The organism is Candidatus Phycorickettsia trachydisci (assembly GCF_003015145.1).
In the GTDB taxonomy this organism is placed as follows: Bacteria; Pseudomonadota; Alphaproteobacteria; order Rickettsiales; family Rickettsiaceae; genus Phycorickettsia; species Phycorickettsia trachydisci.
Genome location: NZ_CP027845.1, coordinates 369,784 through 381,939, shown reverse-complemented (window position 1 = coordinate 381,939; position 12,156 = coordinate 369,784). Strand labels below are relative to the sequence as shown.

Sequence of the window (12,156 nt, the reverse complement as noted above, 5' to 3'; positions counted from 1 at the left end):
GTACTACCGACATAGTATCGGTAGTACCCTTATTGTTTTACGTATTTTTCAACAAAATCTAAAAATCCATTATTAATTTCAACTTGAGCATCCAATACTGCTGGAATAGAATATGGATGATTTGCAATAAGCCATTTTTTTAATTTTAGAACATTTGTTTTACTTGTCTTGAACAGCAAAAAACACTCTGGTGATTCCTCAATTTTATCTTCCCAAAAATAAATAGACAAACCATTAGGAATTATATTAACGCATGCAGCTATCTTGAGTTCTACAACCTGACGAGCTAATTTGCGTGCATTTTCAATGGAATCTATAGTAGTATATACTATTGAAATATTCTTCATGCGTTAGGCAATTTTATCGACTTTTAGCGTTGCTACGCTAGTAATAATCTTTTTAGATTTGGGCTTAGATTTTACAGACTTGATAAAAGTTTTATTTGATGTAGAAAAATATTTGTTTAAGAGTGTTATCATTCTACCATCGCGTTCTTTAGCAGTTTTACCTCCTATAATTACCCCTATCAATCTCCTATTACCTCTTTTTGCAGCCGTCACTAAATTATATCCCGAAGCTGATATGTATCCCGTTTTCATACCTTCAGCACCTACATAATTCTTAACTACATGATTATGCCCTTGATATTCCTTATTCTTGAACATGAATGAAGTTAGTCTAAACATAGGATAATACTCTGGAAAATCTCTCTTTAAAGCAATTGCAAGTTTGAGCAAATCTACTGCTGTAGTAGTCTGGCGTGGGTCGTGCCAACCTGAGGCGTTGCGGAAAACTGTGTTGCGCATACCTAAAGCCTTAGCTTTCCTATTCATAATGTATGCAAACTTACGTTCTGAACCACCTATCTCTTCTGCAATAGCACGCGCCGCATCATTTGCAGATTTAATTATTGTAGCCAAAATTGCTTCTTTAACAGTGATTGTTTCTCCAGCTTCAAGTCCAAGCTTACATGGCTTAGCATTTGCTGCATGATTAGATACTGTAATTTCATCTTCTAAGCTTAATTTCCCTTGTTGTAAGCGTTCAAAGGCAATATAAACCGTCATCATTTTTGTAAGAGATGCTGGATGAATCTTGCGATTAATATTATGGGCATAAAGCACTTTCCTACTTGATGCGTCGTATATTAATGCAGCAGGCATTGTTTTTGATTTTGTGTGCTTAATCCTAGAATAAGCTGGACTTTGTATAAAAAGTATAGCAAGAAGGATAAATTTAAGAAGATTAGATGCCCAGGTCATATTATTACATTTTATTATTAGAACTTTCCCAGCCTCTAGCCACGCAGCCCTAATACTTTTAAATATATAACACAATATATATCAAGCAAGGAAGGAAAATTTAAAAATTTTACAATTTATTAAAGAAAATATTTCCATGTTTGCACTTATACAAAAAATTTTAAGGTTAAAAGTCTCAAAGAATTATTTTGATTATATGAAGACCTATTGCAATTGAGGGAGATTTAGTATACATTGAACTATGGAGTTAGAAAGTAAGTTTTTGAACTTTTGGTATAGCTCTTAAAACTTTAAAATATAACGGAGCATAGCGCAGTCTGGTAGCGCATCTGGTTTGGGACCAGAGGGTCGGGAGTTCAAATCTCTCTGCTCCGACCATTCCATTTTAAGATATAATGAATTGCTAAGTACTATAATTTATGCAAGAACAAACTAAGAAATTACCTATTATGCCAAAAGCTACAGCTGTATGGTTGGTTGAAAATACGGGTCTAACATTTAAACAAATAGCAGATTTTTGTGGGATGCATGAATTAGAGGTACAAGCTATAGCAGATGGGGATGTGGCAAAAGGCATAATGGGAGTGGACCCCGTTCGCAATACTATGCAACTTACTGATGAAGAAATAGCAAGATGCTGCGCAGACTCCACAGCTTCCTTAAGTATGCTATTCAATCACCAAGGTACTAAAAAGACTACTAAAAAAAGGTCCAGCAATAAAAAATATATACCACTAGCAAGACGTAAAGATAGACCTGACGCAATACTTTGGATTGTTAAAAATTATCCTGAGATCACCGATGCTCAAATAGTTAAACTTCTTGGCACAACAAAAGATACCGTCGCAAAGGTTAGAGCAAAAACTCATTGGAATATGAGTGAATTAAAGCCCCGTAATCCAGTTCTTTTAGGACTTTGTTCACAACAAGAAATGGATAATCTTACAGGCGAAAATAATTCTTAACGCTATAAGACTTTTAAATCTTACTTATTAGTTAGACCACTCAGGATCGGTAGCATCAAAAGGAGTTGGAATTTCTCTTTCATTCAAACCTTCTATATCAATGGTATGAATTTTTGTTACAGGCTTTTTCTTAGCCCCTACCCTATACGTTTTAGCAAAAGCTATAACTCTACTATTTGGAGCCCATGAAATACTATCGACAAGATAACTGTTAACAAGCAATCTCTCATTACTACCATCAATATTCATAACTCCCAAGTAAAAATCTTCACCTCGAATAGATTTGATAAAAGCAATGTATTTACCATTAGGAGATACCACAGGAGTGCTGTAGCTACCTTCTCCAAAACTTACACGCGTTATATCACTTCCATCTATCTTCATTGAATATAATTGCTTTGAACCGCTACGATCAGAGTTAAAAAATACCAATTTACCATCATGAGAATATGTAGGAGATGTGTTAATAGAAAAACCTGTCGTAAGCTGTTTTGTCTTAAAGTTTTTAAGATTCATTTCCCACAGATGCGTCGCGCCATGACGCGCTAAAGAATATATAATCTTACTCTCATCTGGAGCAAATCTCGGAGCAAACGACATTCCCACATCAGTAATCAATAATGTAGACTTACCCGTTTTAAGGCTTCTACTAAATACCTTAGGTTTTCCTTGAAGATAAGAGACATATAACAAATTTTTACCACTTGGAGACAATCGCGGTGTTAAACTGATAACCTTATCATCACTCAAAAATTCATGATTAGAGCCATCATAATCCATTACAGATATCCTTTTAAATTTATTCGGACCTCTTTCGCGCTCAGCGATATAGTATATTTTTGTATCAAAATATCCTTTATCACCAGTTATTGATTCGTATATTTTATCCGACACTTGATGCGCAACACGACGCCACGAATCTATACTACCTTTAAAAGTAATAGATAAAATTTTATTACCCGTAATGTTATCCCATAGAATCATTTTAGTAGCAAACTGCTTTGCATTATCCCTTCTTAACTGACCATTGAGTAAAAGATTAGCATTAATTTGACGCCAAGATGCAAAATCTGGCTTATGGTACACGCCACGTTTAATTTCTATGAATGAATTGGAAGATATCAGCTTAAAGATGCCACAATATCTTAAGTCAGATTTGATCACTTCTACAATGTTTTCAGCCAAACGCTTCTCAGTGATATCAGGTGTTGCAAAATCATTTACAGCAATAGGAGTAAGTTGTTGAATACCTTTAGAGATGTATAATTCCTCCATGGCATAAGAGCAGTTAACGCAAAGTAAAAACAGCGCTATTCTTACAAAAATCATCATATTTTTAGTGTCTAATTTTTCCTGATCATAATATACTCACATAGCCTTTGCAAGGAACAAATTCAGTGTAAATCCATAACAACTTAAAACATCTTCTAATAATTTATATAATCTTTCACATTTAGAGTTCATATTCTGAGCATAGCAAAAAACTATCTGTGCTTATAGTTCCACAATATATTAAAACAGTCTATCTTTTATTAATTTAATTTTTGATTCTTTTAATTTCAAATACAATTAGCGAGATATAATTAAAGACAAAGTATAATTATGTCATAAGAGGATGAGTTATTACCCAAACTTACAAAATTGTTAGATAGTCTTCCAGAAGAACATAAAGAACTTGCGGAACAGTTATTACACGAAAGCCAAAATTCTCTAGAAATTTTTCCAGATGAACAAAAATCTCACGTTAAAGATCTACTAAAACAAGCTTTAGAGAACCCTACAGTAGAAAATTTACAACATTTTAGGCAGGAATTACATAAAAGGAGAGCTAGCTTAGTTTTTAATTTTCAAGACATATTGCACAGCGCATCCCGAGTTGCCAAAGAAAATCCAAATGCAACTTATCACGAAGTAGCGGAAATATTTGAAAACGAAGTGAACAAAAGGTTAAAAGACCTAAAACAAACTAATTCACAACGGAAGGTGATTTTGCCTAGTATGCCTCAAGGAAAAAAGGAATTACCTATAATTGATCATTCTAATACACCCTCTCCTCAGCATCCTGACAAAATAACAAAACAACCATCTAACAAAGTAATTTTGCCTAAATTAAGAGAACTACCATCAACTCAATTTGGTGATCAAAATACTATCCTTAATGCAAGACAGGCCTTACTACCTTTTACGGAAAGACAAAGTGAATCATCAATAATTCCAGAAGTCCGACAAGGAGGAGCGAGACGCCCATCAACAGTACCCAAAATGAACAACAAAAAAAAACTCACTAGGAGGACGGGGTTCTTAACTTTTTGTGTTTATACTTACACAAAGTATATCAAAGCAACTTCCTTTATTAGTTTAACTTCTTATTTACGTGATTCTAAATATAATAGATTAGAATAATCAAATAAGGGTATGTTTATGCCAGAAGATGAGATACAACTCAAAGGCCCCCTAAAGGAATGGTTAGATAAGCGACGCGAAAAGATTACTAAGGATATAAAAAATGACATACACCTGGATATCAATGCTGATTCTTTTAATTTGGAGCAATTAGACCTCGTTCATGAATTATTGGAAGCAAGACAAAGAGCTATCAAAATTTTTTTAGACGACCAAAAATTTGAGATTGAAAATTTAGTAATAAGAGCTCTAACTAATCCTACAACAGAAAATCTGCTACATTTTACAGAGGAATTAAAAAATACTACAGATTTAAAAGTTTTTGGAGGGTTTAAAGGTTTATTTCAAGATGTCAGAAAAGCTGTTGCACAAAATCCAGGTAGAGAACCTTATGAAATCAATGAAGAATTTCAAAGAACACTGGTCGCAAAAGAAACTAAATTACAGCATCAATATCTAGAACCGCCTCTAAATATTTTGAACAAATCACTATCTAATAAAGTAACTTTGCCCAATTTACAACCTATCGAAGTACAAGTTATACAGGCAGTCTCAGAAATGCACCAAGGATGTTATTCTCCTAAAGCCAGATGTTATTCTCCTAAAACAATGGAAAAGAAAAGGCACCATACTTTAGATAGCTTACCTGAAGAGGTTAAGGCACAAGCTAAATTAGCACTGCAACAATCATTTCAACTTTCCAAATCAATGGAACTTCCAAAGCATAATGATGTCACTTTACCTGACTTAGGTTTAGGACACCACGAATCAACACTAACCATGCACTTAGTTAGGCAAAGCTACAGACTTTTATGACCATCACGATCAGCAAGATCCACTCTAATATTTATCAAAAAAGCCTCGTATAATCTTTGTTTATTTGGAAATTTTTAACTATTTTAATACTTCACCATAAAGTGATATCTTTTTTAAAAAATTTTCACAAAACAAAAAGAAAATATGAGTCTCTGTGCCTATATTGCTACTAATATATTAAAAATCGTAAATTATATGGTACTTTAATAACCTAAATTTTTAACTTAAAGTATAATAAGCCTGTATAATTAATAAAGGTACATTTTATGGCTGATACACCAGAACAAATAGCAGGCAAAATTTTCAATTTTATCGAGGAATCATTTGGAACTAATAATTATAAAAATATTGATGAGAATCAAACAGGAATACCTAAAGCTTATCATCACTTAATAGAGCAAGCTGTCAATAACTTCGCAAAAAGTCGTCCCATGGCCTGGAGCTTGGGTCTAAAACGTTATTTCGATAATGACAGCAAAAAGATAATACAAGAACTTACAAAAAACGTGCAACCAATCTACCAACAAAAAGAGGCAGAACGAGAAGCAGAACGAGAAGCAGCAGCGGCAGCTACTACAATACAAAGAGTTTTTCGTGGTACTAAAGCGAGGGCAGCAATAAAAGCGGAAAAAGCAAAAGAAGCAGCAGCTTTTGAATCTATGAATAACATGTTTGAAAGATCAGAATTAGCGGCTCAGAGAAGGGCAAAAAAGGATAATCAAAAAGCAAATGATATTCGGGGAGAGGAAGCACTTGAAAACTTACAGCACATGTTTGGGGTACGTCAGGATGAAAGGATAGAAGAATTAACGAAACAAAATCTCGAAAAACGCTCTATGAAAGATCGCTTAGGCAATTTGTTTAAAAGGAATGCGCCCCGTCAAGGACAACTGGGAGAAATTGATAGGAAAAAAGCTCAATTAAAACAAGAAGAAAGGGAAATAAAAGCACGCGAAGCAGCAGAAAAGCAATTTAAACAAGAAGAGAAAAAACGACCAATTCAAGACGCTGCTCAACGCAAAGTAACATCTCTATCCGAAAAACTTGCTAGTCAGCAAGAATTCAGAGAAACAAGAAATTCTATTTTGAAAGAGAAAAAAGAAGAATTGCAGAAAGCTACAAATAAAATCAAACAAACAACCCAAACTCTTTCAAACTTGGAAAAAGAAAGACAAGCTTTGGAAAAACAGAAGAAACAATTAGAATCCACGATACAACAAGCAACCGCCATAACTAACGAAAATTTGGAAACGCTAGCACAAATTACGAAAAAGTCGGCAGCAGCTAAACATGACATAAAAGCACTTTCTCACTTGCACACAAATGTAGGAGGCAAATTACCAGAATTACAACACACCTTAAAAAATCAGACTCAAGAGGTCAGAGAATTTGAAGAAGAACTTCAAAATATACAACAAAGCAGAAAAGGTCCTCTTACAAAAAGAGAACAGATAGAATTAAGGGCTCTCGAAGATTCAGCTGGTCGATTCATAAGAGAATCTAAGGCAAGTCAACAAAAAGCTGATGCAGAATTGAGATTCCAAGAAGGCGCTACAGGATCGGTTGAACAAAATATTGATGCGGCAAAAAATAGATGGAAAGAAGCTAACAGAAACATACCAAATTTTGTTGCTAATTTAGAGGCGGGAGAAAAGTCACATGCAAAACTACAGGCTGAATTAGAACGAATTGAAAAAGCCTTAAAGGATAATGGGCAGCGGAAACAAGCTTCTGAAAATAGCCTACATGAGTTGCAAGAAGAGTCAAAAGCACTTACGAAAGTAGTTGGTTCATTAGAAGCAGAAATTCGCAAACAAGATTTAGGAATTGCCACAACCAAAGCTCAGCAAGGTGTAGCTATAGCTGACCAGTATACTTTAGCGCAAATGGGTATTTCATCAGATGGAGTCATCTCAAAAGCAAAACAAAACGTGGCTGAAGGTATTTCAAAAACAAGGCAAGGTATGTCTGATTTAGGAAGTAATATGTCTGCGGGAGCTACAAATTTATGGAATAAATTATCACCTAAAGATCGTCAAACGGTAGAACAGACTAGAGAAGATGTTAAAAAGCCTTCCATAGCTCAGCGAATGAAAACAGGGGCGACTAGCTTAGCTGCTAACTTGAAAAAACGTACAGGATGGGGCAGAGGAGAATAACACCACTACTCCTAAAGATACTTAAGCATCATAGATACTTGATAAGTATTTATGATGCTTTTTATCCATCACCATAGACTGAAGAAGTTAGTTATTACCAATTTTGTACCCCTCAAAAAAGAATAAGCTATATCAAAATATCACGAATTAAATAATTATCTACCAATCCGCATCAATGTCTCCTATTAAAAGCTTGTGTTTACCTTTGCTCTCCTCTGTTGCAGATTGATCCTGATATTGGTCTAGTAATTCAAAATATGTATCATCCCCTTTTTCAACAGATTCTGTTTCATCAGTCCATAAAAGTTTGTTTGTATTAGCACCATACTTCAATAAACATTTTACCCCTTCATAATATCTGGATTTCATGGCCCAAGCTAAAGCAGTCATATTGTAATCACTTACCTCCTTATTAATATCATCATTAAAACCATGCGTCAGAAGTAATTGAAGCATTTCTAAATTTCGGTTATCAATAGCCGGAAATAAGGCATTAGAATTTGAGCTTAACCCTTTATCTATCAAAAACTTTACTATACTTATATCATTCTGTTTAACAGCTTTACAAAGCAACACCCTCCCCTCAGATGGATTCAAAGCCATTGCAGGGTCATCTATTAAAATTGCTAAAATATTCTTATTTTTATTTGTAATAGCTATATCTAATAACTCATACCACTGTCCTTCATATGCAGGTTTCAGAGTATTCTCTAAAAACCACTCAACCATATCAGGATTATTGCCTTTCACAGCATAAAGCAATGGAAAATTTATCATATTAAAGCTTGCTCCATACTCTAATAATAATTTAACGATTTCTAAGTTACCGCTTTCTGAAGCAGTAATTAAGGGAATACTATGCGTTACCCCGATTGTATCATCTTCATACGTTAAATAAGAGACTTCCCCAGGTGTTGCACCATAATCTAGCAATAATTTGACTATATCTAGATTAGCATTTTTTATAGCACATTCTAAAAGAGTAAGACCAACAAACTCTTCGTAGTCCTTACTATGACAAGGACTGTCGATTGTATACTCTTCCTGTAAAAATGATCTAAGATACCGAACTACTTCACATAATATTTTTCGTTCAGAATTATTTTCAAGTGCTTCTAATTTACTTTTTACTTGCTCTATTCTACCCGATTGGATACCCTGAAATAATTCTATATGATCTCGAAAGTTCATCTGATGGCCAAAATAAATATTTTTTCAACATGATAAGTATATATTGACCATAAAACAACTTTTTTTAATATTTAGCCTACCCGTTTCATAATATTCATACCAACAGTGCTATATTTGCAAAAATTTTCTATTTAGAATGACTATCTAAACAACCTGAGAAATTTAAAATGAAACTAATAAGTTTATACAAACGCAAATTTTTGAGATAGGTTATAAACTTTATCACTTATATCAGTTTTAACTTTTTCAAACTTATTTAAGCCGCCTAACACTTCAGCTATCAAATCTGCTATATAAACGAAATCTCCTTCCTTGAAACCTTTTGTTGTACATGCAGGAGTACCTATTCTGATACCCGATGTTACTGCAGGAGGAGCTGGATCAAAAGGTATCATATTTTTATTACAAATTATTCCAACAGACTCTAAAGCGCTCTCAGCATCTTTTCCGGTAATACCTTTACTACGTAAATCAATTAAAACCATGTGATTATCCGTCCCTTCCGTAAGCACATCATACCCTTTACTAATAAGAGCGCTAGCACAGGCCTGGCTATTCTTAATGACCTGATTAATATAATCTTTAAATTCAGGTTGCAAATTCTCTCCAAATCCAACAGCTTTCGCTCCAATTACGTGCATTAAAGGACCTCCTTGCATACCAGGAAATACAGCTGAATTTAATTTCTTCATTATATCCTGGTTATTACTCATCATAATACCTCCTCTAGGTCCTCTAAGGGTTTTATGTGTAGTGGATGTAACAATATCTGCCAAATCTATTGGATTTTGATGAAATCCAGCAGCAATAAGGCCGGCTATATGAGCTATATCGGCTAGAAGATAAGCCCCTACTTTATCAGCTATCTTCCTAAATATATCAAAATCTATACTACGGCTATAAGCTGAAAATCCAGCGATAATTAACTGCGGCTTATATTCCAGCGCACATCTTTCAATCTCATTATAATCAATCAAATAAGTCTTGGGATCTAAATTATAGTGAACAACGTTAAACCACTTACCAGACATATTGACTTTAGAACCATGAGTTAAGTGACCACCAGCACTAAGACTTAGAGATAGAATAGTATCACCAGGTTTAAGCAAGGCAAGAAATGCAGCTTGATTTGCTTGAGAACCAGAATGAGGCTGAACATTCACATACTCTGCGCCAAAAAGCTTTTTAGCTCTATTAATCGCAATCTCCTCTATCTGATCAACGAATTCACATCCACCGTAGTAACGTTTACCTGGGTAACCTTCTGCGTATTTATTAGTTAATATGGAGCCTTGCGCTTTGCGGACAGCTTTACTTGCAAAATTTTCAGATGCAATAAGGCATACTTGCTCATTTTGACGCTTTGCTTCAAGTTCTATTAAATCATTTATAATATTATCCTGCATGATGATTTTTTATAAAGTTAACTGCAATTTTTATACATTTTACATCTATGGAATGGCCTAGGAATGGAATAACATGAGCTTGAACATCAAAACCCAATCCACCCAAATACTTTTCACCTCTATACATCGCATCTGCACTAATTACCTCATCATCTGTGCCATGCATTAAACATATAGGAGTTTGATTATTACCCTCAAAAACCGGACGTGGAATAATTGAACCACTCATTCCAATTACTCCTGCAAGCTTTTTATTCATCGACATCGCTAAGTGAGTCGAAACCATTGAACCTTGAGAAAAACCTATCAAAAACACATCCTCAAATTTTAACCCAAGATCTTTTGTTTTAGCATCTAAGAATTTCACAACCCCAGGTACTGCATCAGCTAAACCCTGCTGTAACACACTTAGTTCCCTGTTTTTCAAACTAAACCATTGATAGCCAAAAGGAGCCATATCGTATTTATTAGGGGCATTTAAGGAAATAAAGTAGGTGTGTTCCAAAGATTGACGCATGTAAGGTGCAATACTGATTAAATCTTTAGCGTTAGAACCAACTCCATGTAACATCACTACAAGGTTTTTCGCCGGACCTCTTAAAGGCAACACTTCTTCAAATGTTAAATTCATAAATTTTGATTTTGCTAGTCTTTTTAAGTACATAGCTTAACATAATTATCTCCCTCCTTGAAAGAGATATTTCAAGATTTGTGATACCGAGTCATCAAAGACGGATAAAAGAGAGTATTGCTACTTGGTTACACTTACGAAGCATCCTGACCAATACATGATAAATCATCATGTTCTTCTTTAGTTAAGGTAGCGCAATAAACTACTTCTTTTAGGTCTAGAAAATCAATAGCGCCAGCTATTGGATTATCAGAAGCTTTAGTAATATCAAAAGCTAATTTCTTTCCAGCTTCTTTGGCTATTTTTTGACGCATTAACTCTTTAAGAGCAGGGCATGGCTTGTATATAATGAGCTCCTTTTGATGTTTTTGAACATCTTCATCAGCTAGAGACCACATCTCAATAAGATTCTTCAGGACATCATCTGGATATCTTTTTTGACATAAAGACTTATTAAAATCCTTGAGAATTTGCGCAATGTTCTTATCTGCCTTAAGATCATAAAATATTAAAAACATTTTTTTTTGATCAGAAAACCGATCATCTCCGCAATTATTGATAAAATCTAAAAAATTAATCTCATGTCCTTTTTCGCTTATGCAAGTCGCTTCCAGATTAGCACCATTATCTATTAACTTTTGCGTCAATCTGATTTGCATATTATCATTTTGTTCCTTGAAATAAGGTAGTAAACTTTTTTGAACCGGTACTACCTTGTCTCCACTACGTATGTATCTTCCATTAACTGTTTCAATATCCATAATATTAAATTTACCTATAGCTAAAGGCATATATAAACTTACGGAAAGTTTATAAACTTGTTCCTTACTTTCAATTGCAGGGTGAGAGAGAATATACTTACCATATTTAGCTATTTTCTCCCAACAACATATCTTGTGCTCATTTGGATCCATTATGGCATTTACGTCAGCACCTTTACTAACTAGGTAATCTATCAAGCCAACAAGTATATCTAGTGATTCGGATAGATATTTATTAAAAGCTACCTTACCTTCTTCTTCGCCTTTTTCATTTTTCTTATATTCAATTTTGGACCTGATTGAATTTGGATCTAAATAGAGCTTGCAAAACTCACGCAATGAAGGATGATCAAAATGTAGCTTACCTAGTTGCATTACCTCAGGTAAAAGAGAATTTAGAGAAACTTCTTCTGGATCTTTAGAAGGCTTTAATAATTTTTTAATAGCTTCTAGATCGTCAGCCTGCATAGCACTTTTAAGCTTTCTATCTACTCTAAAACCTATATTTTCACGCCACATTGGACATACCTTTAATATTTAATTACTGCTTTATGAATTAGTT

General features: G+C 34.2%; 11 protein-coding genes and 1 tRNA gene. 5 read left to right on the top strand and 7 right to left on the bottom strand.

Annotated elements, in window-relative coordinates; translation table 11 throughout:
* Positions 1–29 precede the first annotated feature (29 nt).
* Together cutA and phytr_RS01630 are read right to left on the bottom strand one after the other, a co-directional pair.
* Positions 30–347 (bottom strand): divalent-cation tolerance protein CutA, encoded by a 318-nt coding sequence (gene cutA / locus phytr_RS01635; RefSeq protein WP_106874156.1) that lies wholly within the window; start codon positions 345–347, stop codon positions 30–32.
* A 3-nt stretch (positions 348–350) separates the two neighbouring features.
* A complete protein-coding gene (locus phytr_RS01630) occupies positions 351–1,262 on the bottom strand; it encodes a D-alanyl-D-alanine carboxypeptidase family protein (protein ID WP_106874155.1) in 912 nt (303 codons plus the stop codon).
* A gap of 301 nt (positions 1,263–1,563) precedes the next feature.
* Between phytr_RS01630 and phytr_RS01625 the strand changes: the two genes are divergently transcribed.
* Both phytr_RS01625 and phytr_RS01620 read left to right on the top strand, forming a co-directional pair.
* A tRNA-Pro gene (locus tag phytr_RS01625) sits at positions 1,564–1,640 on the top strand.
* Between the two features lie 41 nt (positions 1,641–1,681).
* Positions 1,682–2,227 carry a cell cycle transcriptional regulator TrcR gene (locus phytr_RS01620; RefSeq protein ID WP_106874154.1) on the top strand — a complete coding sequence of 182 codons (546 nt, stop codon included), beginning with the start codon at positions 1,682–1,684 and terminating at the stop codon, positions 2,225–2,227.
* A gap of 27 nt (positions 2,228–2,254) precedes the next feature.
* On the opposite strand, the gene tolB is transcribed toward phytr_RS01620, so the two are convergent.
* Entirely contained in the window at positions 2,255–3,559 is a 1,305-nt protein-coding gene (tolB, locus tag phytr_RS01615; RefSeq protein WP_106874153.1) for a Tol-Pal system beta propeller repeat protein TolB, read from the bottom strand.
* 309 nt (positions 3,560–3,868) lie between these two features.
* Between tolB and phytr_RS01610 the strand changes: the two genes are divergently transcribed.
* From phytr_RS01610 to phytr_RS01600, 3 genes are all read left to right on the top strand, one after another.
* A complete protein-coding gene (locus tag phytr_RS01610; RefSeq protein WP_106874152.1) occupies positions 3,869–4,630 on the top strand; it encodes a hypothetical protein in 762 nt (253 codons plus the stop codon).
* Positions 4,631–4,648: 18 nt separating this feature from the next.
* On the top strand, positions 4,649–5,446 hold the full coding sequence (locus phytr_RS01605) for a hypothetical protein (protein WP_106874151.1): 798 nt from the start codon (positions 4,649–4,651) through the stop codon (positions 5,444–5,446).
* Positions 5,447–5,712: 266 nt separating this feature from the next.
* The gene (locus phytr_RS01600; protein ID WP_106874150.1) at positions 5,713–7,605 is read left to right on the top strand and encodes a coiled-coil domain-containing protein; all 1,893 of its coding nucleotides are present in this window, start codon (positions 5,713–5,715) and stop codon (positions 7,603–7,605) included.
* Between the two features lie 159 nt (positions 7,606–7,764).
* Here the strand turns inward: phytr_RS01600 and phytr_RS01595 are convergent, their stop codons facing one another.
* The 4 genes from phytr_RS01595 to phytr_RS01580 all read right to left on the bottom strand — a co-directional run bounded on the left by phytr_RS01595 (position 7,765) and on the right by phytr_RS01580 (position 12,113).
* Entirely contained in the window at positions 7,765–8,796 is a 1,032-nt protein-coding gene (locus phytr_RS01595; protein ID WP_106874149.1) for an ankyrin repeat domain-containing protein, read from the bottom strand.
* 182 nt (positions 8,797–8,978) lie between these two features.
* Positions 8,979–10,202, bottom strand: coding sequence for a serine hydroxymethyltransferase (gene glyA, locus phytr_RS01590; RefSeq protein ID WP_106874148.1), 1,224 nt, complete (start codon positions 10,200–10,202; stop codon positions 8,979–8,981).
* Positions 10,192–10,833 (bottom strand): alpha/beta hydrolase, encoded by a 642-nt coding sequence (locus phytr_RS01585; protein ID WP_158706821.1) that lies wholly within the window; start codon positions 10,831–10,833, stop codon positions 10,192–10,194. The genes glyA and phytr_RS01585 overlap by 11 nt, the downstream gene beginning before the upstream one ends.
* Before the next feature lie 134 nt (positions 10,834–10,967).
* Positions 10,968–12,113, bottom strand: a complete 1,146-nt coding sequence (locus tag phytr_RS01580) for a hypothetical protein (protein ID WP_106874146.1) — start codon at positions 12,111–12,113, stop codon at positions 10,968–10,970.
* Between the last annotated feature and the right edge of the window lie 43 nt (positions 12,114–12,156).

What these genes read in the sequence shown, in the direction of transcription:
- phytr_RS01605 (WP_106874151.1), top strand. Translation starts at nt 4,649, where the DNA reads ATGCCAGAAGATGAGATACAACTCAAAGGCCCCCTAAAGGAATGGTTA.
- phytr_RS01630 (WP_106874155.1), bottom strand. Translation starts at nt 1,262, where the DNA reads ATGACCTGGGCATCTAATCTTCTTAAATTTATCCTTCTTGCTATACTT.
- glyA (WP_106874148.1), bottom strand. Translation starts at nt 10,202, where the DNA reads ATGCAGGATAATATTATAAATGATTTAATAGAACTTGAAGCAAAGCGT.
- phytr_RS01600 (WP_106874150.1), top strand. Translation starts at nt 5,713, where the DNA reads ATGGCTGATACACCAGAACAAATAGCAGGCAAAATTTTCAATTTTATC.
- phytr_RS01585 (WP_158706821.1), bottom strand. Translation starts at nt 10,833, where the DNA reads ATGAATTTAACATTTGAAGAAGTGTTGCCTTTAAGAGGTCCGGCGAAA.
- phytr_RS01595 (WP_106874149.1), bottom strand. Translation starts at nt 8,796, where the DNA reads ATGAACTTTCGAGATCATATAGAATTATTTCAGGGTATCCAATCGGGT.
- tolB (WP_106874153.1), bottom strand. Translation starts at nt 3,559, where the DNA reads ATGATGATTTTTGTAAGAATAGCGCTGTTTTTACTTTGCGTTAACTGC.
- cutA (WP_106874156.1), bottom strand. Translation starts at nt 347, where the DNA reads ATGAAGAATATTTCAATAGTATATACTACTATAGATTCCATTGAAAAT.
- phytr_RS01620 (WP_106874154.1), top strand. Translation starts at nt 1,682, where the DNA reads ATGCAAGAACAAACTAAGAAATTACCTATTATGCCAAAAGCTACAGCT.
- phytr_RS01580 (WP_106874146.1), bottom strand. Translation starts at nt 12,113, where the DNA reads ATGTGGCGTGAAAATATAGGTTTTAGAGTAGATAGAAAGCTTAAAAGT.